The sequence below is a fragment of the Streptomyces sp. NBC_01255 genome, from assembly GCF_036226445.1.
In the GTDB taxonomy this organism is placed as follows: Bacteria; Actinomycetota; Actinomycetes; order Streptomycetales; family Streptomycetaceae; genus Streptomyces.
On sequence record NZ_CP108474.1, the window covers coordinates 1859229 to 1881983 of the forward strand.

Annotated in this window: 16 protein-coding genes; 3 read left to right on the forward strand and 13 right to left on the reverse strand. The window is 70.1% G+C overall.

The annotated features are described in order from the left end of the window. Positions 1–312: 312 nt before the first annotated feature. Complete coding sequence (locus OG357_RS08040) at positions 313–549, forward strand: hypothetical protein (protein ID WP_329620492.1); 237 nt, start codon at positions 313–315, stop codon at positions 547–549. Positions 550–629: 80 nt separating this feature from the next. Here the strand turns inward: OG357_RS08040 and OG357_RS08045 are convergent, their stop codons facing one another. From OG357_RS08045 to OG357_RS08080, 8 genes are all read right to left on the reverse strand, one after another. Next, the gene (locus OG357_RS08045) at positions 630–1943 is read right to left on the reverse strand and encodes a cation:proton antiporter (RefSeq protein WP_329620493.1); all 1314 of its coding nucleotides are present in this window, start codon (positions 1941–1943) and stop codon (positions 630–632) included. A 182-nt stretch (positions 1944–2125) separates the two neighbouring features. Continuing rightward, positions 2126–6415 carry a discoidin domain-containing protein gene (locus OG357_RS08050; RefSeq protein WP_329620494.1) on the reverse strand — a complete coding sequence of 1430 codons (4290 nt, stop codon included), beginning with the start codon at positions 6413–6415 and terminating at the stop codon, positions 2126–2128. Between the two features lie 82 nt (positions 6416–6497). After that, complete coding sequence (locus OG357_RS08055; protein WP_329620495.1) at positions 6498–9875, reverse strand: CARDB domain-containing protein; 3378 nt, start codon at positions 9873–9875, stop codon at positions 6498–6500. Between the two features lie 359 nt (positions 9876–10234). After that, entirely contained in the window at positions 10235–11245 is a 1011-nt protein-coding gene (locus OG357_RS08060; RefSeq protein ID WP_329620496.1) for a LacI family DNA-binding transcriptional regulator, read from the reverse strand. 118 nt (positions 11246–11363) lie between these two features. Next, entirely contained in the window at positions 11364–12974 is a 1611-nt protein-coding gene (locus OG357_RS08065; RefSeq protein ID WP_329620497.1) for a glycoside hydrolase family 13 protein, read from the reverse strand. Between the two features lie 128 nt (positions 12975–13102). Beyond that, positions 13103–13978 carry a carbohydrate ABC transporter permease gene (locus OG357_RS08070; protein ID WP_329620498.1) on the reverse strand — a complete coding sequence of 292 codons (876 nt, stop codon included), beginning with the start codon at positions 13976–13978 and terminating at the stop codon, positions 13103–13105. Between the two features lie 15 nt (positions 13979–13993). Beyond that, the gene (locus OG357_RS08075; protein WP_329620499.1) at positions 13994–14953 is read right to left on the reverse strand and encodes a carbohydrate ABC transporter permease; all 960 of its coding nucleotides are present in this window, start codon (positions 14951–14953) and stop codon (positions 13994–13996) included. 94 nt (positions 14954–15047) lie between these two features. Beyond that, positions 15048–16466: an extracellular solute-binding protein gene (locus OG357_RS08080; RefSeq protein WP_329620500.1), complete on the reverse strand. Its 1419-nt coding sequence runs from the start codon at positions 16464–16466 to the stop codon at positions 15048–15050. 460 nt (positions 16467–16926) lie between these two features. Between OG357_RS08080 and OG357_RS08085 the strand changes: the two genes are divergently transcribed. Next, the gene (locus tag OG357_RS08085; RefSeq protein ID WP_329620501.1) at positions 16927–17526 is read left to right on the forward strand and encodes a TIGR03086 family metal-binding protein; all 600 of its coding nucleotides are present in this window, start codon (positions 16927–16929) and stop codon (positions 17524–17526) included. 11 nt (positions 17527–17537) lie between these two features. Here OG357_RS08085 and OG357_RS08090 read toward each other — a convergent pair whose 3' ends face one another. Together OG357_RS08090 and OG357_RS08095 are read right to left on the reverse strand one after the other, a co-directional pair. Further along, complete coding sequence (locus tag OG357_RS08090; protein ID WP_329620502.1) at positions 17538–18368, reverse strand: hypothetical protein; 831 nt, start codon at positions 18366–18368, stop codon at positions 17538–17540. 63 nt (positions 18369–18431) lie between these two features. Next, positions 18432–18884, reverse strand: coding sequence for a hypothetical protein (locus OG357_RS08095; RefSeq protein ID WP_329620503.1), 453 nt, complete (start codon positions 18882–18884; stop codon positions 18432–18434). 24 nt (positions 18885–18908) lie between these two features. Here OG357_RS08095 and OG357_RS08100 point away from each other — a divergent pair, with 24 nt between their 5' ends. Beyond that, a complete protein-coding gene (locus OG357_RS08100; protein WP_443066640.1) occupies positions 18909–19064 on the forward strand; it encodes a hypothetical protein in 156 nt (51 codons plus the stop codon). Between the two features lie 12 nt (positions 19065–19076). Here OG357_RS08100 and OG357_RS08105 read toward each other — a convergent pair whose 3' ends face one another. From OG357_RS08105 to OG357_RS08115, 3 genes are all read right to left on the reverse strand, one after another. After that, positions 19077–19904 (reverse strand): hypothetical protein, encoded by an 828-nt coding sequence (locus tag OG357_RS08105; RefSeq protein ID WP_329620504.1) that lies wholly within the window; start codon positions 19902–19904, stop codon positions 19077–19079. A 9-nt stretch (positions 19905–19913) separates the two neighbouring features. Next, entirely contained in the window at positions 19914–20348 is a 435-nt protein-coding gene (locus tag OG357_RS08110) for an NAD(P)/FAD-dependent oxidoreductase (RefSeq protein WP_329620505.1), read from the reverse strand. A gap of 86 nt (positions 20349–20434) precedes the next feature. Continuing rightward, positions 20435–22687: an RICIN domain-containing protein gene (locus tag OG357_RS08115; RefSeq protein ID WP_443066641.1), complete on the reverse strand. Its 2253-nt coding sequence runs from the start codon at positions 22685–22687 to the stop codon at positions 20435–20437. Positions 22688–22755: the final 68 nt, after the last annotated feature.

Below are 22755 nucleotides of genomic sequence, written 5' to 3' on the forward strand. Positions count from 1 at the left end.
GACAGCCCGGCCCGTCCGCGCCCTGGCCTGGCCTGGCCTGGCCTGGCCTGTGAGCGTGGACACAGCGGCCGATTCGGCCGCTGTCCCGTGCGTACGATATGCGCGAAATGCCGCTCCGTGCGTTGCGGGGCTTGGGAGGCTTCAGCCGGCGCGTGTCCTGGCGTACGAAAGGCGAGCCTCTCCGGTGATGCGCGGAAGGCTCCTCGGATGGTGGCTCCCCGGACGGTGCGACTGGCTTCCTCGGACGACGCGCGCGTGCGTGCCGTGGGCGAGGCACTGGCCCCTCATGCCTGGCGAAGGCTCACACCCGGCATGATCAGCCGTCGTGCACTCGCCGCGATCGACGCACGCGAGCGGGCGGACGCGACGCCGGTGGCCCGCCATGACGAGCGGATCGACATCCTCGTCGAGTTCCTCACCGGCTGCCGCTGGCGCTCGCTCACGGCCGACGCGTTGAGCCGCCACCTGGTGACCGCCCTCGACGCGTGGCATCACGAAAGCCAGTGGCTGGAGATCGAACTGCTCTGGTCGCTGGACCGCAACGGCTGAGACGCCGGGAGATCTCCCGGACCACGACGGATCCCGACGGATCCCGACGGATCCCGACGCCCCGGACGTCCGGCGCCGCCTCACGTCTCCGGGTGGTCCAGGCGGCCGAGCCTGCCGCGTGCGGGGGTTTCGGGTACGGGAGTGCCCTCGCGCAGGTCACGGGAGGCGGCCGAGGCCTTCTCGTGCCAGCGGCCGTACCGCTCGGCGAGGGACACGGCCGAAACGCCGTGCAGGAGGACGCTGAGACCGACGGTGACCGCCACCACCCTGCCCAGCAGTTCCACCCCCGGGACGTGCTCCTCCACGACGAGCAGCGCCAGGACCACGGACGCGAGCCCGCGCGGCCCGAACCAGCCGATGTACGCCACCGTGGGCGGCCGCAGCCCGCTCCCGGCGAGCGAGAGAGCCACGGGCAGCATCCTGACCACGGTGAGACTGAGCACCGCGTACAGGATGATCCGCCAGCTCAAGTGCTCCAGTGCGGGGCCGAGCAGCACCGCCCCGAAGACGAGAAGGCTGATCGCGGCGAGGAGCCCCCCGAGGTTCTCGGTGAACTCGGCAGTGCGGTCCGGCTGCCCCTTCTCGCTGTCGGCCCTGTGACGGCGCAGGGCGAACCCGCAGGCGAACCCGGCCACCCAGGCGGCGATGAAGCCGCTGCCGTCCGTCACCACGGCGAGTTCGTACGCCCCGGCCGCGACGGCCGGCAGATAGACCTGCCGCCACTGCCCCGTGATCCAGCCCCTGGCCCGGGACCACTGCAGAAGCCGGCCACCCACCCACCCGACCAGCAGGCCCAGTGCGGTGCTCAGCACCAGGGCGCGCCAGAAGACACCCGCCACGCCCTCCTCCGCGTAGTGGGTGCCAGGGATGGCTGCCAGGAACAGGAGGAAGAAGGGCAGCACCATGCCGTCGTTCAGGCCGCTCTCGACATTCAGCCCGTGCCGTACGACGGCCGGCACACGGGGGTGCGAGATGGCGGTCTTCCCGAGGGCGGCGTCGGTCGGGGCGAGGATGGCGCCGACGAGGGCGAGCTCCCACATCGTCAGCCCCGGCAGCAGAGGCCAGGCGAGCAGCCAACCGGCCCCGATGCTCAGCGGCAGTCCGATGCCCAGCAGACGCCCGGGGAGGAATCCGCCGGTCCGAAGGTCCCTTCTGCGCACCGTCATGGCATCGGTGAACAACACCAGAGCCAGGGTGACTTCGAGAAGCGCGACGATCGGCGCGGCGTCTTGCGTCAGGTCGATGATGTCCAGCACCGCGGGCCCGAGAAGGATGCCCGCGCCGACGAACACCATCGCCGACGAGATCGGTGTCGAGGACAGCCGACGCGAGCCCAGTGCGTATGCGGCGGTGACGGCCGCCACCGCCGCGCCGGTCCAGGCACCACTGCTCATGTTCCAGTCCTCCGGATGCTCGCCCGTGCCCCCTTCTACAGGTCGGCGAAGAGCTGTCCGCCGACATCCACGGGGACACGCCGGACAGCACCGCCCATCCGCACACCGATCTGATCCAGTGAGCGGGCGCCCGCCGCTCGATGCGGTGGGCGCCGGTGTTCTCGTTGCCGGGCAGAGCCCGTTCAGCAGGGGTTGACGGTGATCTTGAAGTTGGTCGTGTTCCGGATGTTCTCGACGTTGTCCTGCATGCGCAGGCAGTTGAAGGTCGCCTCGCCGACGGGCGGGCCCTGGCCGGGCTCGGGCATCTCGTTGGCCCAGACGCCGATGCCGGACTTGGCGTCCCAGGCGTCACCGCTCCGCTTCGCGCCGGTGATGGAGATGTCGGTGAAGACGGTGTCCTTCACGGGGTTCTCTGGCTGCGAGCCGGTGTACTTCGTCTGGAACATGATCCCGCTGTACGTGGGATCCACGATGTCCACGTGGCTGACCCGGATTCCCTGGAAGACCTTCGAGGCGGAGAACAGCCAGATGCCGGGGAAGGCCTGGTTGCCCCAGAAGTGACCGCCGGACCGGACGATCGAGATGTTCTCGAAGTTCGTCGGGATGGTCCCGAAGCCGTTCATCGGGTAGCCGAAGTCCAGCGAGGAGATCGTGATGCCGGAGTAGACGAGGGTGTCGGCGATGTGGATGTTGCGGAAGGTGTTGTTGTAGCCGCCGTACACCGCGACACCCGCGGCCCGCCAGGTGAGCGTGGAGGTCAGGTTCTCGTAGACGTTGTTCTTCATGTCCGCGCCGCCGGCGTCGATCGCCGAGAAGAGCGCGAAGCTGTCGTCGCCGGTGGCCCGGGCGTCGTTGTGGGCCACCAGGTTGTCCGTGGACCCGTTGGTCATGTTGATGCCGTCGGCGAACATGTTCCGGATCCGGGAGTTCTTGATCGTGATCCGGTCGGTGTTGGTGCCCCAGTACAGGCAGACCATGTGCTCGTTCCAGATGTCGGCGATGACGATGTCGGCGACGTTCTGGAAGTCGAAGACCTTGCCCGGGCCGTCGATTCGGGTGACGTAGTTGCCGAAGTAGGCGAAGCCCTTGAAGAGCGAGCCGTTCGCCGTGGCCTCGGCGCGGAAGCCTATGTCGGTGTTGTCCTGCGTGGTGGGCGCGTGGAACTTCGTGTACCAGGGGCCGGCGCCGACGACCTTGACCGCCTTGCCGTAGACCTGGAACTTGCTGGAGGTCTGATAGTCACCGGGCGGCAGGTAGACGCCGACGAGTTTGCCGGTGGTGTCCATGCGGACCTTGTCGAGCGCGTTCTGCACGTCCTGGTGCGTGAAGCCGGCCGGCACCGTGTACGTGGCCGGGTCCGGGTTGGCGACCGGCGCGACCTGCTCCAGGTCGACGAAGTCGATCGCGTAGTGGGCGGCGGAGTTCGCGGCGTCCTTCTGCAGCCTGATCCTGCTGCCGGCGGGAACGGTCTCGCCGAACATCAGGTGCGCCTCGTCGTAGATGTGGCGCGGGGCACCGGAGCCCGGGTCGTTGCCGGGACCGGCCTCGGCGCCGTACAGCCAGGAGTACTTCGAGGTGAGCGGCAGGGCCTTCTTGAACACGCCGTCGACGTAGACGTTGACGGTGGAGTCGATGCCGCCGCCACCCGGGGCGTCCGGGAGGGAGAAGCGGGTGACGAGGGTGTTGGTGGCGGCGCGGGTGGTGAACTCGACGTACTCGCCGGTCGAGTCCAGGGTGACGGCCTTGCGGCCGGACGCCTCACCGGCGATGTCGCCCACGGTCCGGTTGGGGCCGACGACGGCCGCTCCGCCGCCGGCGGTGCCGTCCTCCGCCTCGTACATCGTGTACGGCATGTCGGCGCCGCGTCCGACGAACAGCGGCTGCGTCCGGGTGTTGTTCTCGCGCTTGACCGGCAGTTCGTTCGCATCGTCGGCGAGGACGGTCCTGACGGTGTACGAGCCGTTCACGGCGGTCCACGTGCCGAGGCTCACCTCGGCGGCAGCTCCGGGTGCCAGCGCTCCGCTGTGGGCCCCGGTCAGCGTCCTGACGACGCCGCCCTGTGCGTCGACCAGCTCCAGCGTGACGCCGTGGCCGCCGCCCGCGGTCGCCTCGGTGCCCTGGTTCCTCACCGCGACCTTGAACGTCACGGCGTCGCCGGCGGTCGGGCTCGACGGGACGGTCGTCACCGAGGTGGCGACGAGGTCCGCGCTCGCGACCGGCTTGACCACGAGTGCGGTGGGCCGGGTGTAGCTGTTGTTGGTCTCGTTCTGCTCCAGGACCTGGTTCGCCTCGTCCGCGACCGCGCCGAGCTCGTAGGAGCCCGATGCGCGCACGCCGAGGGAGACCGGGACGGTGGCCTGCTCACCGGGGGCCAGGGCCGGGGCCTGCCCGGTCGCGACCTTGGTGCCGCCGAGGCGGACGGCGACCTTGCTCGCCGGTGCGGCGGCCGTTCCGTCGTTGCGGACGACGGCGGAGACGGTGATCTCGTCGTCCTCATCCGGCGAGGCGGGCTCCGTGGACAGTCCGGTGACGGTGAGGTCCGGGTTGGGCGCGGGCACCCCGACGACCTGGAACTCGGCGATCTGGCCGGCGGGCGCACCGGAGTTGGCGGTGAACCTGAGCCGGACGTCCGCCAGCCGCTCGGTCAGCGGGATGGTGACGGTGTTGCCGCTCGCGGGGTCGAAGGCGTGGCTCTTGGCCGCGATCTCGCTCGTGAAGCCGGTGGCGCTCTGCTCGCGGCCGAGGACCTCGATGGTCTGGGTGCGGGCCTGCCAGGCCTGGGCGGGGTTGAGCTTGAGCACGAGCTTGTCGAGGTCGGCGTTGGCGCCGAGCTTGACGGTGAGGGTCTGCGGGTAGGTGCCGCCCGCGCCCTCCCAGTAGGTGGCGGTGTCGTTGTCGTTGGCGTTGCCCGCGACGAAGGTCCCCGTGGTCGAGGACGCCTCGACGGACTTGCCGACGGCGAGGTCGGATCCGTTCCCGCCGCTTCCGTTGCGGGTGACGCTGCCGGAGGTGACGGAGGTGTTGCCCGCCGCGTCCCTGGCCACCACGTGGTACGTCACGGTGGCGCTCGCCGGCTGGGTGTCGGTGTACGTGGTGACGGTGCCCGCGACGCTGCCGCGCAGGACGTTGTTCGCGTAGACGTCGTAGGCCGTGACGCCCCTGTTGTCGGTGGAGGCGTTCCAGGCGAGTGTGACCTGGCCGTTCGTGGGTTCGGTGAATCCCAGGTTCGCGGGGGCGGTCGGGGCCTGGGTGTCGCCGCCGTCGCCGATGCGGGTGACGGTGTTGCTGTCACCGGACTGGTTGCCGGCCGCGTCCTTCGCGCGGACCCGGTACGAGACCGTCTGGTCCGCCGGCCGGTTGTCGGTGAAGGTCGTGACGTCGCCGGCGACGGTGGTGAGCAGGACGTTGTTGGCGTAGATGTCGTACGCCGTGACGCCCTCGTTGTCGGTCGAGGCGTTCCAGGCGAGCTTGACCTGCCCGGTGGCGGGCTGGGTGTAGGTCAGGTTCGCGGGGGCGGTCGGGGCCTGGGTGTCGCCGGTGGCCGGGCCGTAGATCTCCAGCTCGGATATCTGGGCGGCGGGCTGGACGGTGTTCGCGGTCACCAGGACGCGCACGTAGCGGGTGGTGGTGGAGTCCAGGGTGATCGTCGCGGTGTTGTCGTTGCCCGCGTCGAAGGCGTAGGCCCGGGAAGCCGAGAGGTCGGTGAACGCGGTGCCGTCGGTGCTGCCCTGGATCTTCAGGGTCTGGCTGCGGGCGCCCCAGCCGGCGGGCAGTTTGAGGACGACCCGGTTGACGGCCACGGCGGCGCGGAGGTCGGCCTGGAGCCATTGCGGCAGGGCGTTGTTGGCGCTCTCCCAGTAGCTGGCCCGGTTGCCGTCGTTGGCGTTGGGCGCGGCGTACACCTCGGCGTGGCTGCCGGCGGTGAGGGTCTTGCCGGCGGCGAGGTTCGCCGAGGAGCCCTCGGCGGCGTGCACCTCCAGTTCGGAGAGCTGCGCCGCCTGCCAGGTCGTGTTCGCGGTGATGGCGACACGGACGAAACGGGTCTGCGTGGCCGGGAAGGCGACGGTGACCGTGTTGGCCGAACCGGGGCTGAAGGTGTAGGTGGCGGAGCTCTTCAGGGTGGTGAAGCTGGTGCCGTCGGCGCTGCCCTGGATGGACAGGGTCTGGTTCCGGGCCTCCCAGCCGGCGGGCAGCTTCAGCACGACCTCGTCGACGCGGGTCGCGGTGCCGAGGTCGGCCTGGACCCACTGGGGCAGGGAGGTGCCGGCGCTTTCCCAGTACGAGCCCTGGTCGCCGTCGGTGATGTTGCCGGCGGAGTAGCCGGACTGGGCGCTGCTGGAGGAGGCGGTGTCACCGAGCGCGATGTTGGGCCCGCCGGCCGCGTGGGCGGCCGTCAGGGGGCCGCCCAGTGCCAGCAGGCTCGTCGCGATCGCGGCGCTCAGGCACCGTGATCGCCAGGTGGGGGTTCTCATCGTTCCTCGCTTCGTGGATGGCGGGGGGGTGCGGTGGGGACGCCGGGATGCGGAGCCGGGCGTCCCCACCGGTGGCGGGGCGTCAGCCCTGGTTGAAGACGAACTGCGTGCCGGGCTGCGAGCAGACGTCGCCCTTGGCCGAGTTCGTGACGGTGACGTCCGTCAGCGTGGCGCTGCCGCGCGCGCCGCCCATCGCGAGGATTCCGCAGCCGTTGAGCGACTTGTCGATGCGTACGTTCGTGACCTTGACGTTCGGCATGGCGCCGCCGCCGGTCTTGAACTGGATGCCGTCGTACGTCGACTCGTGGATGTCGGTGTCCCGGATGGTGACGCCCGGGATGTCGGGCCCCTGGGCGAAGAGGGTGATGGCGCCGAACTCCTGGTCCTCGTTCCAGAAGGCTCCGCCCGTGCGGTACAGGGCGTTGTTGGCGATCAGGGTCTGTCCGGAGAAGGGGATCGGGTCGTGGTCGGTGGCGAGCATGATCCCCGGGTAGTTCATGGTGTCGGCGACGACGTTGTTCTCGATCGTGTTGCCGTAGCCGCCGTAGACCGCGATGCCGTTGGCACGCCACGGGAGCTGGACGGTGTTGTTGCGGAAGTGGTTGTCGTGGCCGACGTCCACCGAGGTGTCCTTCACGTACTTGTTGGCCCACACCGCGAGGGCGTCGTCGCCGGTGTTGCGGAAGGACGAGTTGTAGACGGTGGAGTTGCGGGTGCCGTTGGAGAAGTTGACGCCGTCGGCGTAGGTGTTGCGGATCCGCATGCCGCTGAACTCCAGGCCGTCACCGGGACCCCACAGCTCGGGGATGTTGGAGTAGTCGCGGCCGACCCAGGCGGCGACGTTGGCGTGCTCGATCCAGACGTTCCCGATCTTCGTGTTCTTGCCGAAGCGTCCGTTGAGCCCGACGCCTCCCTCGGCGTTGCCGTCGCCGCCCCGGATGGTGCCGGAGCCGAAGATGGCGATGTCCGAGATCTTGGTGTTGTCGTCGATGTCGAAGCCGAAGTTGCCCTCGTGCGGGTGGTTGATCCCGTTCGCCAGGTGCGGCGGGGTCAGCGTGTAGAGCTGGGAGTGCCACATGCCGGCGCCTCGGATGGTGACGTCCCGGATGCCGACCTGGTTGTGGGTGCCCCGGTTCAGGGGGTCGTCGGTGAGGATCTTCTGCTCCTGGCGCCACTGGCCCGCCGGGATCCACACACAGGGGATCTCGCCCTTCTGATCGGCGGTGACGGCGCGCTGGAGGGCGTCGGTGTCGTCGATGCCGTCGTTGGGGACCGCCCCGTACGTGGTGATCGAGACGCACTCCGCGGGCTTCGCGGCCGGCGGGGCGACCTGCTCCAGGTCGATCAGGTCGACGATGTAGAAGGCGGCGGTGTCGCCCGCGTCGCGCTGGAGGCGGAACTTCGTGCCGGCCGGGTAGGACTGGGTCAGCAGGGCGTGGGACTCGTCGAAGAGACGCCGCGCGTCACCGCCCGGGGTGTTGGTGAGCCCCTCCGGCTGGTCGGTGGTGCCGTAGAGCCAGCTGTGCTTGGAGGAGAGGGTCAGCTTCCGCACGAACTGCCCGTTCGCGTACAGGCTCAGTGTGGCCTCCTGGCCACCGCCGCCCGGGGCGTCCGGTATCGAGTTCCGTACGACGACGGAGTTCGCGGCGCCGGCGGAGGTGAACTCCACGTAGTCGCCCGTGGTGTTGAGGCGTACCGACTCGCGGCCCGAGGATTCGGTGGCGAAGTTGGTGTGGCCGAACGGGCGGGTGGAGTCGGTGTACAGGAGCGTGCCGCGGTACGCCGCGTCCTCCGCCTCGTACTCCGTGTACGGGACGGCGGCGCCGCGCCCCACGACGAGGGATCGGCCGAAGACGTTGTTGTTCTCGTTCGTCTCGGTGACGGTGCCGGTGGCGTCGGCGGTCGCGGTCAGCGTGACGCCGCCGTCGGTGGCCGTCCAGGTGCCGGTCAGGGCGACGTCGGCGGTGTCCCCCGCGGCGATGGCCGGGGTCGTGCCCGACAGGGTGGTCGGACCCACCGTGAGGCGCGTGACGCTGCCGGCCGGGACGGCGGACGTACCGCGGTTCCTGACGGCGACCGTGAAGGAGACGGGCGCCCCGACCGCGGGTGTGGCCGGGTTCGGGGTGATGCCGGTGACCGTCAGGTCCGGGCCCGGGGTCTGCGTGACGTTCAACCTGTCCGTGGCGGTACGGCTGTTGTTGCCGTTGTCGAGCTCGGGCACCGTGTCGGTCGGGTCGACGGCCGCCGAGACGGTGTAGGAGCCCATCGGGCGCTTGCCGATGGCGACGTTCACGGTCGTCGACTGGCCCGCGGCGAGCGCGGGTACGGGGGCGGAGCCGGCGACGGTGCCCTCGGCGCTGACGTTCACCGTGGTCGCCGCGGCCGGGGCGGTGCCGGCGTTGCGTACGGTGACCTTGGCGGTCACGTCGTCGGCTTCGGACGGGGTGGCCGGTTCCCAGGTGAGCTCGTTGACGACGAAGTCCGGGGCGGGCGCCGCCTTGCCGAGCACCTGGACCTCCGCCACCTGGACACCGGGTGCGCCGGTGTTGGAGAAGCCGGTCAGCCGCAGGTCGGACACGCGGCCGGTGACGGGGATGGTGACGGTGTTCTGGCCTGCGGACGGGCTGAAGGCGTAGTCGGCGCGCGGCTTCAGGGTGGTGAAGGCCGAGTCCGCCGAGGCGCGGCCGAGGACTTCCAGGGACTGGTTACGGGGGCCCCAGGCGGAGTCCGGGTCGAGCTTGACGACGACGGCCTCGATGTCGGCGTCCGAGCCGAGCTTGACCGTGAGTCCGCTGGGGAAGCCCGCCGACTCCCAGTAGGTGGAGGTGCTGTCGTCATTGGCGTTGCCGGCCACGTAGTTCTGCGTCGTGGACGTCGCCTCGATCGGCTTGTTCCGCGCCAGGTTCGTGCCGGTGACCGGCGGCGGGTCGCCCGGGTCGCCGCCCCCGGCCTCCCCGTAGACCTCCAGCTCGGAGAGCTGCGCGGCGTTCCAGGCCGTGTTGGACGCCACCTGGACCCGTACGAAGCGAGCTGTGGCCGAAGGCAGGTCGATGTTCACCGTGTTCGCGGCGGACGGGGCGAACGACCGGGCCTGGGCGGCGGTGAGGGTGCTGAACGTGCTGCCGTCGGCGCTGCCGAGGACGGCGAGGGACTGGTTGCGTGCCTCCCAGCCGGTGGGCAGCTTGAGCGCGAGGCGGTCGAGGTCGACCTGGGTGCCCAGATCGACCTGCACCCACTGCGGGAACGAGCCCAACGGGCCTTCCCAGTACGACTGCTGGCTTCCGTCGGTGACGTTGGAGGCCGGGTAGCCGCCGTTCGCGCCGCCGGCCGTCGCCGCTCTGCCGAGGGCGAGGTTGGTCTCGCCCGCGGCCTGCGCGGGGACGGGGAGCAGTCCTACGGAGATCAGGCCCGCTGTCAGCAGACCGACCCCCAGCCGCCTGCTCGGATGTGTGCCTCTCATGGTGACCTCTCCACGATGTGGGCAGGGCCCGTGACCCGTCGCCGTCCTGAGCAGCCCTCACCGGCGGACGCGCGAGGGAGCTCGGAGGAGTTCGACAGGGTCACGCGCCGGGAGCCCGACATGACTCCGACAAAGATCGAATGACAGCCAGCCATGTTCTTGAGTAACTCTGTGGCTCATTTGCGCTGTCAGCCCGCAAGGTTTCTACTGGATGACGACTTTGTCAACGGTCCCCGTCCACTCGCGAACAACCGACATCCTTCGGAAACGCCGACGGCACCGGTGTCCTAGCCGCTCGGGGCAGGGATACCGGTGCCGTCAGGTGATGGCTGTTCAGTTGTCGGGGCGCGCCCCCGGGATCAGCGGGCGGACGGCGGGGCCGTCGAGCCGCGGACGACGAGCTCGGGCTCGAAGAGCAGCTCCCCGAGGTGGTGCTGGGTGCCCTGGATCTGTGCGATCAGCAGGTCCACGGCGGCGCGCCCCATGGCCTCGATGGGCTGGCGCACCGTCGACAGCGGCGGCTCCGTGCAGGTCATGAAGGCGGAGTCGTCGAAACCGACGACCGACACGTCCGACGGGACCGACAGGCCGCGCCGACGGGCGGCCCTGATCGCGCCCAGCGCCAGCGGGTCGCTGCCACAGGCGATGCCGGTGACTCCACGCCCCAGGAGGCGGGTGGCGGCGGCCTGTCCGCCCTCCAGCGAGAAGACCGACCGCTCCACGAAGGCGTCGTCCCACTCCATGCCGGCGGCCGCTGCGGCCACGCGGGCGGCCTCCAGCTTGCGGCGGGACGGCACGTGATCCCCGGGGCCGAGCACGAGTCCGATCTTCTCGTGGCCCAGGGAAGCAAGGTGACGCCAGGCCTGTTCGATGGCCACGGCGTCGTCACAGGAGACGCAGGGGAAGTCGAGTCCTTCGATCGACGCATTGACCAGGACGACCGGGATGCTGCGCTCGGCCAGCCGGTAGTAGTGGTCGTGCGGGGCATCGGCCTGCGCGAAGAGCCCACCGGCGAACACGACACCGGAGACCTGCTGCTGAAGCAGCAGCTCCACGTAGTCGGCTTCGGAGACACCGCCCTTCGTCTGCGTGCACAGGACCGGGGTGAGCCCCTGCTGGGCGAGCGCGCCGCCGATGACCTCGGCGAACGCAGGGAAGATCGGGTTCTGGAGCTCCGGGAGGACGAGACCGACGAGCCGGGCTCGCTCACCGCGCAGCTGTGTCGGCCGTTCGTAGCCGAGCACGTCGAGCGCTGTCAGCACGGACTGCCGGGTCGCCTCCGAAACCCCGGGCTTGCCGTTGAGGACACGGCTCACCGTCGCCTCGCTGACCCCCACCTTCTTCGCCACCTGAGCAAGTCGTCGCGTCATACACGCAAGTCTAGCGCAAATCACGCAAGAGAATTGCGTGAGTTTGCCAACGCAGGCGGACTTTCCGACGCAAATGAACCGGGTGACCGCCGCGACGTGCCGGGGACCGTCCCCGGACTCAGGCGCGCAGCCAGGCGGCGGTGTCCGGAGGGAGGGTGCCCGCGGGGTCGAGGGGGCCGCTGGTGAGCAGAAGCGTGGAGTGGGCGGGGAGTTCCACCGGTCCGTCGGAGTGGTTGACGACGCAGGTCAGGCCGGAGTGGCGGGTGAAGGCGAGGACGCCGTCGGGGGCCGGGAGCCAGGTGAACGGCCCGTCGCCGAAGCCGGGCTCGGAGCGGCGCAGGGCGAGGGCCGTGCGGTAGAGGGTGAGCATGGAGTCGGGGTCGGTGCTCTGCCGGTCGACCGCGTAGCGGGCCCAGTCGCCGGGCTGCGGCAGCCAGGAGTCCGTACCGGGCGGGGTGCCGAAACCGTAGGAGGGTGCGTCGGCCTTCCAGGGGAGCGGCACCCGGCAGCCGTCGCGGCCCGGGTCGGTTCCTCCGGAGCGGAAGTGCATGGGGTCCTGGATGCGGTCGCGCGGGACGTCGACCTCGGGCAGGCCCAGCTCCTCGCCCTGGTAGAGGTAGACGGAGCCGGGCAGGGCGAGGGTGAGGAGGGCGGCGGCGCGGGCGCGGCGGGTGCCGAGCTCCAGGTCGGTGGGGGTGCCGAAGGTCTTGGTCGCGAACTCGAAGGCGGTGTCGGCGCGGCCGTAACGGGTGACGGTGCGGGTGACGTCGTGGTTGCAGAGAACCCAGGTGGCGGGGGCGTGGACGGGGGCATGTTCGGCGAGGGTGTCGTCGATGGCGCGGCGCAGCCGCTCCGGCTCCCAGGGGCAGGCGAGGAAGTTGAAGTTGAAGGCGGTGTGGAGCTCGTCGGGGCGCAGATAGCGGGCGAAGCGCTCGGCGTCGGGGAGCCACACCTCACCGACGAAGACGCCGCCGTACTCGTCGGCTATGGCCCGCCAGGAGCGGTAGACGTCGTGGATCTCGTCGAGGTCGATGTACGGGTGCGGGTCGACGCCCTCGGTGAAGTCGCGGAGCCCGGGGTCCTTGGTGAGCAGGGCGGCGGAGTCGATGCGGACGCCGGCGACGCCGCGTTCGAACCAGAAGCGCAGAACGTCCTCGTGTTCGCGGCGGACGTCGGGGTGGGACCAGTTGAGGTCGGGCTGTTCGGGGGTGAAGAGGTGGAGGTACCACTCGCCGTCGGGGACGCGGGTCCAGGTGCAGCCGGAGAACTGGGAGGGCCACTCGTTGGGCGGGAGTTCGCCGTGCTCGCCGCGGCCGGGGCGGAAGTGGAAGCGTTCGCGGGCGGGGCTGCCGGGTCCGGCGGCGAGGGCCTCCCGGAACCAGGCGTGCTGGTCGGAGACGTGGTTGGGGACGATGTCGACGATGACGCGGAGGCCGAGTTCGGCGGCCTCGGCGATCAGCTTCTCGGCCTCGTCGAGGGTGCCGAAGGCGGGGTCGATGGCCCGGTAGTCGGCGACGTCGTAGCCGCCGTCGACCATCGGGGAGGCGTACCAGGGGGTGAACCAGACGGCGTCGACGCCGAGTTCGGCGAGGTGGGGCAGTCTCGCCCGGACGCCCGCGAGGTCCCCGGTGCCGTCGCCGTCGCCGTCGGCGAAGCTGCGGGGGTAGACCTGGTAGATGACGGCGTCGCGCCACCAGTCGGTGGTGCGGGACGGAATGGGGGCTGCCACGGGACGGTCCTTTCGGGCAGGGTCGGCGGGTAGGCAGGAGTTCCTCGCCGCCGGCCCGGAGGAGCGGGGACGGGATGGGCCCGGGACGACGGCGAGGGCTTGGGGGGAGGAAGGGACGGTGCGCGGCGTCAGCCCTTGAGGCTGCCGGCGGTGAGGCCGCCCATGATGTTGCGCTGGAAGACGAGGAAGACGAGCAGTGTCGGGAGGGAGGCGATGGTGAGGGCGGCGATGAGGACGTTCACCGGGACCCCGTTGGCGAGCGAGTAGATGCCCACGTTGAGGGTCTGCTTCGCCGGGTCGGGCAGGGTGAGCATCGGCCAGAGGAAGTCCTTCCAGACGCCGACGACCGCGAAGATCGACACCACGCCGAGGATCGGCCGCGAGACCGGCAGGACGATCGACCACAGGATCCGCAGCGGGCTCGCGCCGTCCATGGACGCGGCGTCGAGGAGTTCCTTCGGGATGGAGTCGAAGAACCGCTTCAGCAGGAAGATGTTGAAGGCGTTGGTGACGGACGGCAGCCAGATCGCCCACGGGGTGTTCAGCAGGTTCCGCTCGACGATCGGGACGTCCAGAACGGTCAGGTACTGGGGGACGACGAGGACCGTCGCCGGGATCATCAGGGTGGCGAGCATCAGGCCGAGGATCGCCTTGCCGAGCACCGGGCGCAGCTTGGACAGCGAGTACGCCGCCGCCACGTCGAGGATCAGCTGGAAGGCGAGGGCGCCGAAGGCGTAGTAGAAGGTGTTGAACAGCAGGGAGGACAGGTCCATGACCTCCCAGGCGCGGCTGTAGTTCTCGGGGGTGAAGCTCTCCGGCACCAGCGTCGGCGGGGTCCGGACGACCTCCTGGGTGTCCTTGAATCCGCTGGAGATCAGCCAGTACAGCGGCCCGAGGAACACCAGGGTGAAGCCGCCGGTGACGAGGGCGAAGGCGCTCCAGTACAGGCGCTTGCCGCGGCGCTTGCCGAGCACGGCCGGTGAGATGAGCGTACGTGTGGACATGCTGGTCTCCCGGTCCTACTCGTCCTCGGCGCGGCTGAGCTTGACGTACGCCGCCGAGAAGCCGGCGAGCAGTACGAGCAGGAGCAGGCCGAGGGCCGCCGCGGCGCCGTAGTTGTTGAAGTTGAAGGCGTATTGGTAGATGAGGTAGACGACCGTGGTCGTGGACCCCTCCGGTCCGGCGCCGCCGGTGAGCAGGAACGGTTCGACGAAGACCTGCATGGTCGCGATGATCTGCATCAGCAGCATCAGCGAGAGGATCAGGCGCGTCTGCGGGATCGTCACGTGCCAGATCTTGCGGAACAGGCCGGCGCCGTCGAGCTCGGCGGCTTCGTACAGCTCGCCGGGGATGCCCTGGAGCGCGGCGAGGTAGATCAGGGTGGCGCCGCCCATGTTCATCCAGGTCGAGGCGACGACGAGGGAGAACATCGCGATGTCCGCGTCCTGGAGCCACTGCTGTTCGGGCAGGTGGAGGAAGCCGAGCAGCTCGTTGAGGAGGCCGTAGCCCGGGTCGTACAGGTACTGGAAGAGCAGGACCGCCGCGACCGGCGGCAGCATGACGGGCAGGTAGACCAGGAGCCGCAGGTAGCTCTTGCCGTGCCGGAACTCGTTGATCGTGATCGCCAGGACGAAGGGAACGGCGAAGCCGAGGACCAGGGCGAGGGCGGTGTACCAGAGGGTGTTGCCCCAGGCCTGCCAGAAGGCCGGATCGTTGAAGACGGTGCGGAAGTTGTCCAGTCCGACCCAGACGGAGTCGCCGCTCTCGGTCTTCTGGAAGGCCAGGAGAAATTCCCTGACCATCGGATACCAGGAGAAGACGGCGAAACAGAGGACGGCGCCGATGAGGAACGAGTGGGCCGTCAGGTTGCGCCGCAGGCTCTTGGCGAAAGCGCCGCCGGGGGCCGCGGGCCCCTCTGGGCGGGGCTCGGGATCGCGGGAACGCCCCGCCTTGGTCGGGGTCAGGCTCGGGGCCGACATGCGTGCTCCTTGGTACGGGACTGCCGTGTCCGCTGGCGGGTGGGGAGTGCCGGGCGGGACGGCCGGTGGCTGACGCCCGCCCCGCCCGGTTCCGTCACTGGTTGGCCAGGACCTGGTTGACCTGCGTCTCCGCGGTCGACAGGAGCTTGTCGACGTCGGCGTCCTTGTTGGTGAGGAGGCCGGACATCACGTTGTCGAGCACCTTGTAGACCTCCTGGGCCTTCGGCGGCTCGGCCTTGCCGGGGACGGGGCTGTCCGTGAACGCCTTGAAGTTGGCGACCGGCATGGTGGCGTTCTGGGTACGGGAGGCGTCGTCCTTGGCCTTGGAGTCGTTCAGCCAGAAGTTCGGCTGCGGAAGACCGACCGGCAGGCTGTCGGCCTTGGTGCGGGCCCAGTCGAACTGCCCCTTGCCGACGGTGGTGAACTTGAAGTCGAGCCAGGCGATGGCGGCCTTGATCTTGTCGGGCGATATGCCCTTCTTGATCATGTAGCCGTTGCCGCCCGCGAGCGTGTTCTTGCCGCCGGGGATCGGGCCCATGCCGAAGTTCTCGTACTTCGCGCCCAGCTGCTGGACCATGTACGTGATGTCGTCGGGGGCGGCGAGGAACATGCCGAGCTTGTCGGTGGCGATCTGCTTCTGGAGGTCGCCCCACTTCAGCAGCTGGGTCTTGCCCATGCTGTCGTCCTCCCAGCGCATGGCGTGGAGGTTCCTCGCGACCTGCTTGCCGAGGTCGTTGTTGAAGGCGGCCTTCGTGCCGCTCGCGTCGACGATGTCGCCGCCGAGGCTGTACAGCTGGGCGGTGAAGTGCCAGCCGCCGGTGTTCCCGGCGCTGTACTCGCCGAACCCGGAGACGCCCTCGCCCAGGCCCGCGATCTTCTTCGCGGCGGCGCGGACCTCGTCCCAGGTCCGCGGCGGGGTGTCGGGGTCGAGCCCGGCGTCCTTGAAGAGCTTGCGGTTGACCAGCAGGCCCATCGTGTAGTTGCTCGTGGGCAGGCCGTACAGCTTGCCGTCCTTCTTGAGCGTGCCGAGGACGTTCGGGTCGATGTCCTTCAGCCCCGGGACCGTCTTGTCGCTGACGTACGCGCTGATGTCGGCGGCGCCGTCCTCGGAGAGGACCTGCGGCAGGTCGGTGAAGTAGGTGTAGAAGACGTCCGGCTGCGACTTGGCCTTGAGCATCGCGGTGAACCGCGGCGGCTCCAGGCACTGCCCCGGAGTGGAACGGCCTTCGATGGTGACGTTCGGGTACGTCTTGTTGAACTCGGCGACGTCCTCCTTCCACTCCTTCAGCTCGGCCGCCTTCGCCGCGGGCGGCATGCAGTCGATCGTGATCGACACCTTCGTCTTCGGGTCCAGCGGGGCGGAGGCGTCGGGCGAGCCGCTCTGCTGCGAAGCACCGCCGCCGCCGTCGTCGCTGCTGCTCGTGCCGCAGGCGGCAAGCGCGGTCAGCGTCATCGCGGAGACGAGGGTGACCGCGCTGGCGCGGCGGGTACGGCGGAGCCTGGCAGTTCTCATCGAGTGGTCCCCTTCGGGCAAGAACGTGGAGGTTGCCCCACCGGAGTCGGCGACTGCGGTGTGGGGCGCGGCACACTCAACCACCGCCGACAAGTGAACGCAAGATATCGCGCCGATTTCGTAATTGCTCGACAATCGAGGCCCCGCCGGCCTCCACACCCGCCCGTGACGGCGTCGGCGCGCACCCAGCTGATCAAGTCGCGTGAAATATTTTCATGATCTCTTCAAGTTTTTCCATCAACCCGTTACCTTGGTGTACTCGACCACTGCCGTCGGTCACCCTGGCCCTGTCCGTCGCCGCGGGCGACTGCCCTCTTCATGGCCTTCGTCATCGGGTCGTGGGAGCAGCTCGCGCTCGTCTACGTCTCCCGGATCGCGCGGCGCGCGGTCGGGGGACGGGCGCGGAGCGATGAGTTTCGGGCGGCCCGGCGGTCTGCCCTGCATGGACAACACTTCACCCATGGAACCGATCGATCTCGGCGCGGCCGCGGAGCGCGTCGCCCGGCTCGCGGAGGGCATCGACGACGAGCGGCTCGGCGATCCGACGCCCTGCCCCGAGTACGCGGTACGGGAACTGCTCGCCCACCTCGCCGGGCTCAGCGTCGCCTTCCGCGACGCGGCCCGCAAGCAGTTCGGCCCGACGACCGGCACACCGCCCGGCTCGTCCCGTCCGGTACTGGCGGACGACTGGCGGACGGCCCTGCCGAAGGCGCTGGCCGAACTGGCCGCCGCCTGGCGGGAACCGGACGCCTGGAAGGGGGACACCCAGGCGGGCGGCATCGACCTGCCGGCCGCCGTCATGGGCCGGATCGCACTCGACGAGCTGCTCATCCACGGCTGGGACCTGGCGCGGGCGACCGGCCGGACGTACGAGGCGAGCGAGGAGGAACTACGGGTCTCCGAGGCGTTGTTGGCGCCGTCCGACGAATCCTCCGAGGAGGGATTCTTCGGCCCCGTCGTCGCGGTCCCGGACGACGCGCCCCTGCTGGACCGCGTGATCGGCCTCAGCGGCCGCCGGCCGGACTGGCGGCCGGCCCAGGGGGTGCTGCGTGGACGGTGAGGGCATCGCGTTCACCGGTGCTGGTGACCCACGTCGCGCGCGAGGTCCAGGCCGAGGACGCGGTCGAGGAAGGCGAACGTCTCGAACTTGGCACCGGCCGGTACGTCATCCCGCGTCGCCAAGGTGCCCAGCGTCTCCAGGACCGCGGGGACGCCGAGATCATCAGCCAGCACGGCGTGGGCGTGCCGCAGCACATCGGCTGGGACCGGCCTGGACGGCTCCTCCGCCCAGTCGGCCACCAGCAGCCGCCAGTCCCCCAGCGCCCGCCGGGCCTCTTCGAGCGCGGTATCGGTGACCGTGACCGGCGTGCCGTAGGGGTGGCCGAGCATCAGCATCCTCACGGCCAGCGGATCGGTCCCCGCCGGAGCCACGGCGTCCAGGAGCCCCGGGGACAGGAGGTGGGAACGGTCGGTGGCGTCCGTCTCCCGGGAGGCCGGGACGGCCCGGCCCACGTCCATGTGGACCCCGCCGGCCGCGCCCTGTGCGGTGGTTCCGTACGCGCGGACATGCACGTCGGCAGCGGCGCAGAGCGTTCCGTCCGGAGGGTGCGCACCGAGGGTGGCGGGCGGGTGGACGCCAAGGGCGGACATCGCGCGATCAAGCGCCACGGCCTGCTCATGCGGCAGATGCGGCAGGTCCGGCATGGTGAGGAACGTGCGGGACTGCAGGCCGTGCAGCTCCGCTGTGCGCGCCAGTACGTCGCCGACCAGCAGCGTCCGAAGGTCCATCATGCCGATCCCGGCGTCGCTGACCGGCAAGTGGACGCAGATGCTCAGCAGATGACGGCGTACGGAGGGAATCTCCGCCAGGTGGCCGGTACGGGTGTCGACGATACGCAGCATGATGCGGAGGCTAGCCGTGGAAACCGTCGGGCCCGGGGAGGAACTCACCGGACGCTCGGCCCGTCAGTCGTCGAATGCGTCGAGGTGCCGGCGCAGCAGGCCAGTGACGTCGTCGCGGCTCCCCTCGGCCGGCAGGGGCGAGGGGGTGTCCTCCCCGTTCGCCATGGCGAGGCTGCTCGTGAAGCGCACGAGGTTCGGCTGCGGGGCGAAGGAGTCGCGCAACCAGACGGCGAAGACGCCGGCTTCGCCTGCGGTCACGTCGGTGAGGGTGATGTAGGCGTAGTCGGGCCCGGTGAGGGCCGCGGTGCCGTCCACCCATACGTCCGGTGCCAGCTCGATCTCGAAGTCCAGCACGGTCATCTCGTGGACGCCGGATCTCCGGTACCCGACGACGGGATCGGGGAACGCCTCCCGCAGCGCCCGCTCCAGGGACTCCACCGTGGCCTGCCATGCTCCGCCGTGGCCCTCGGGGGGATGGAAGGCGAAGTTCGTCCTGAACTCGATGTACATCGTCACTGCACTATATGTGCAGGAAGAGCCGTGGATGCCACTGCTCGCCGCACCACCGGCGGCACCCACAAGTGCGACGGCGCCAACGGCAGCGCCCACGCGTCGAAGGTCCCGACGCCGGTCGGCGGCTGCCAGTTCGAGATCGAGAACGGCGACCGGGTCGCGTTCACCTGGACCTCGTTCTGACAGCCACGACACTCAGCGCGTAGGTGACGCGGCCGCCCTCCGGTGCCTGAGGTTGACGGAGGCTGCCTTCGTCACCGCCGCGGGGTTCAGGAAGCGCAGCGGGCCGATCAGGCGCGAGGCGAAGAGATGCATGTGCCGTGCCAGCGACTCGTCGCGCGCCGCCGCCGAGAACATCAGGCGTTCCATGGGGTTGAACGGGCGGGCCTTGGCGAAGTCCGCGGCCAGGTTCTGGTGGGCCGACAGCCGGCGCCGGTGCGTGCGGGCGTACGTCGCGAGCGCCTTGTCGAGGTCGAGGTCGCCCCTGCCGGTCGCGGTCGAGGCGACCGCCTCCGTCAGCCATCGCGCGGACTCCAGGGCCCACCCGCAGCCCACGCCCCACAGGGGGTCGCCGGTCAGGGCGGCGTCGCCGACGAGCGCGACGCCCGGTGCGGCCGCCTTGCGGCTGCGGAGCGGGTAGTCGATCGTGCCGATGATCTTCGTGATGCGCTCGGCGGAGTCGATGGGCGGCGCCTCGGGCAGCGCGCGGACGAATGCGAGGAAGCTGCCCTCCAGGTCGTCGCGGAAGGCCGGCAGTCGTTCCTTGTCCGGGACCACGGCCATGACCGTCACCCCGTCGTCGTTCGGGAACGCGTACGCCATGTCGGGTTCGAGGAACCAGGTCTGGGCGATCCCGCCGGGCAGCGGAAGGTTGCGGAAGTGCGCGAGGTAGGCGAACCGCGTGTTCTCGTACTGCCGGGTGGGGATGTCGGCGAACTTCGCCACGGCCGAGTCCTTGCCGTCGGCACCGACGACCAGGCGGGCCCGGATCTCGCGCTCGCCCTGGGGTGTCGACGCGCGCACCCCCACGGTTCACCCGGCTTCCCGGACCAGTCCGGTCACCTGATGGCCGAGGAGCAGATCGACGCCCGGGGTCTCCGCCGCTCGGGTCCTGATCAACGGGTCGAGGGTGCTGCGCCGGATGTTGTACCCGTACGGGAGCGGCGGGCCCGCCGCCGCGGCCCGCGGCTCGATCCAGCCCCAACGGGTGTGCCAGCGGGCCTCGTTGCGGACGGCTCCCGCCTTCTCCAGGGCGGGGACGAGGCCGAGTTCGTCCAGGACCGGGTAGGCGTTGGCCGTGAGGGAGTGGGTGCACAGCACCTTGTACGCCTCGGGGTCCGAGCGGCGTTCCAGCAGGGCGACGCGGACACCGCGTCGAGCGAGCAGGATCGCCGCGGCGCTGCCGGCGAGGCCGGCTCCGCTGATGACGACGTCGTAGTCGTGTACCGCGCTCTCCGGCTTGGTCATGCGCTGATCGCTCCCTTGGGGTGGGGTGCCGTTCACGGGAGTGTGCAACGCTCATACTGTCAGGCGCATGACCAATCCGGTCCACGTCAGTCGATCGTCCACTGCTGCAAGGACGAGCCCGTGTCGGGCTGTTGGGTGACCGAGGCCCCGTTCGCGGTGGACGCGGTGGTGAGCAGGAGGCCGCTCTTCACCGAGGCGACGGTGTACGCGCCGTTCGCCAGCCGTGTCACGGTCCAGCCCTGGTTGGCGCCGCCGGTGCAGGTCCACTGGATCACCTTGGCTCCGGCGGCCGTCGACCCGCCGTCGACGTCGGCGCAGAGCCCCGACTCGGCGTTGGCGAGCTCGTAGGAGCCGTCGGTGCGGCGGGTGAACCGCCACGTCTGGTTGGCGCCGCCGTTCGCGGTCCAGGTGACGAGCTGCGTACCGGGAGTGGTGCTGTGACCCGGGTTGTCCAGGGCCTTCCCGCTCGCGCCGAGGGTGTGGTCGCCGTCGGCGATCCCGTCGGGGACCTGGCCCACCGCCGTGAGGGTCAGGGTCTGCTCGCCCGCCGTGCGCGTGCCGCCGACCGCGTTGCCCGTGGTGTTGGTCCACGAACGGGTCGGGGTCGTCTCGGCCAGTCGGTTCGCGGTGCCGGACAGGCCGATCACGAGGCCGCTGTAGCGGTTGACCAGGCGGTACGTGCCGTTCGGCGAGCCGTCCGCGGAGGACGCGCCGGGTATCACGAACCACTGCTGACCCACGGTGGGGCCGCCCGCGGGCGCCGCGGTGACCGTCGGCCTGGTGCCCCAGGCGCGGTTGCCCGTACTGGCGGAGTCGACGCCGAGGAGCTGCCCGGTGGCGACGTTGGCGATCCGGTGCGACCCGTCGCCGTTGGCGGTGAAGATCCACGATTCCAGGTCGCTGCCGGTGGCCGACGGTACGGACGTGGTGGCCGGGCCGCCGGAGACCTGGGCGAGGACGCGACCGCCCGCGGCGGCGATGCGGTACGCCTTGCTCGTGTCGACCGGCGCGGCGGGCGCCGAGGTGCCGATCGACAGATTGACGTACTCGCTCGACGTTCCGCCCGAGCAGCCGAAGGAGCAGTACGAACGGAAGTTCTTGCCGACGATCCCCGAGCCGGTCTTGTTCACGCTGTCGAGGAACCAGCGGTACCACGACGCGTTCTTGTAGCTGCCCGTGTCCCCGAGGCGGAACCACTTCTGGGTGGTGAGGTCGTCGGTGGCGTAGATCTCCTGGGGCGCGTTCCCGCTCTGGTCGACGGCCTGCGGTTCGCCGATGTACAGCCCCAGGTGCGCGTTGTACGTGATGTCCATGACAAACAGGGGCGATGTGGCGGGCATCTCGCCCGCCGCGACCTGCTGGCTCACCGTGCCGGGGGTCGCCGGGTCGTACTCGCCCCCGACGGGGGTGTAGCCCGTCGTGTCGGTGCCCCCCACCGGCGTCATGTTGCTCTCGCGGCCGCCGACACCGGGCTCGGTCCAGGCGCCGTCGTACCACTTCTTCCAGGAACCGGGCGCCATCTTCCCCGAGATGGGGGCGCGGGCCACGTGCGCGTGGAAGGCCTTCCAGCCGCCGCCCTTCTCCACGATCCGGGAGCCGTAGAAGGCGTAGAAGTACCCCGACGCGGTGTCGACGAACAGGCGCTGGTCACCGTCGCCGTAGTGGTACGTCTGCTGCGGGAAGGCCGCCGTGTCGCCCCGCTTGGTGCTGAACGGGGAGGTGATGACGTGGTCCTTGATGGTCCAGGTCCGGCCCTGGTCGGTGGAGACCGCGTAGTCGATCCCGTCGTAGTGGACGCCGTCGCCGAAGGGCTGAGGGGTGAACTCGTTGTGGACCAGGCCGTACCAGTCGCCGGTGTCCGGGTCGACCCACACCCCGGCCAGGTCGCAGAAGTTCCGCTGGGAGTAGCCCGATCCGGCCGGCGGGTAGGTGGACTTGAGGCCGGTCGGACTGTTGTTGCACCGCCAGGTCGTGTCGTTGTTCCGGTCGTTGCCGTTCGCCGGGTTCACGGCGTCGCTGAGGGCGCTCGACCGGGCGGCGGTGTCGAAGTTCGTCCCGGTGTAGAACGTCCACTTGCGCGGCTGCGTCGATCCGTAGAGCGCGTGGGCCTGCTGGAAGTAGAACGTGCCGTCCTTGTCGATGTAGGTGGCGGCCGGCGTGTCGTCGGGGTGCGACCACGTGCCCTTCGCACCGACGGTGACGCTGTACGTGGCGGCACTCGCGCCAGTTGGTTCGGACGTCGTCGCCGATGCCGGCGCCGTCACCGCGGCGCCGCCTCCGACCATCGCGAGGGTCACGGCGACGACCGTACCTATCAGGCTTCTTCGAGGAGTTGACAACGGTGACTCCTTGGCTGGTCTCCGTGCGCAGCTCTTCATGACTGCGCTACCTCGCCGACCGGAACCCT

Excerpts from the sequence above, each read along its gene's own strand:
- OG357_RS08040 (WP_329620492.1), top strand. The coding sequence starts at position 313 with ATGATCAGCCGTCGTGCACTCGCCGCGATCGACGCACGCGAGCGGGCG.
- OG357_RS08045 (WP_329620493.1), bottom strand. The coding sequence starts at position 1,943 with ATGAGCAGTGGTGCCTGGACCGGCGCGGCGGTGGCGGCCGTCACCGCC.
- OG357_RS08050 (WP_329620494.1), bottom strand. The coding sequence starts at position 6,415 with ATGAGAACCCCCACCTGGCGATCACGGTGCCTGAGCGCCGCGATCGCG.
- OG357_RS08055 (WP_329620495.1), bottom strand. The coding sequence starts at position 9,875 with ATGAGAGGCACACATCCGAGCAGGCGGCTGGGGGTCGGTCTGCTGACA.
- OG357_RS08060 (WP_329620496.1), bottom strand. The coding sequence starts at position 11,245 with ATGACGCGACGACTTGCTCAGGTGGCGAAGAAGGTGGGGGTCAGCGAG.
- OG357_RS08070 (WP_329620498.1), bottom strand. The coding sequence starts at position 13,978 with ATGTCCACACGTACGCTCATCTCACCGGCCGTGCTCGGCAAGCGCCGC.
- OG357_RS08075 (WP_329620499.1), bottom strand. The coding sequence starts at position 14,953 with ATGTCGGCCCCGAGCCTGACCCCGACCAAGGCGGGGCGTTCCCGCGAT.
- OG357_RS08080 (WP_329620500.1), bottom strand. The coding sequence starts at position 16,466 with ATGAGAACTGCCAGGCTCCGCCGTACCCGCCGCGCCAGCGCGGTCACC.
- OG357_RS08085 (WP_329620501.1), top strand. The coding sequence starts at position 16,927 with ATGGAACCGATCGATCTCGGCGCGGCCGCGGAGCGCGTCGCCCGGCTC.
- OG357_RS08090 (WP_329620502.1), bottom strand. The coding sequence starts at position 18,368 with ATGCTGCGTATCGTCGACACCCGTACCGGCCACCTGGCGGAGATTCCC.
- OG357_RS08110 (WP_329620505.1), bottom strand. The coding sequence starts at position 20,348 with ATGACCAAGCCGGAGAGCGCGGTACACGACTACGACGTCGTCATCAGC.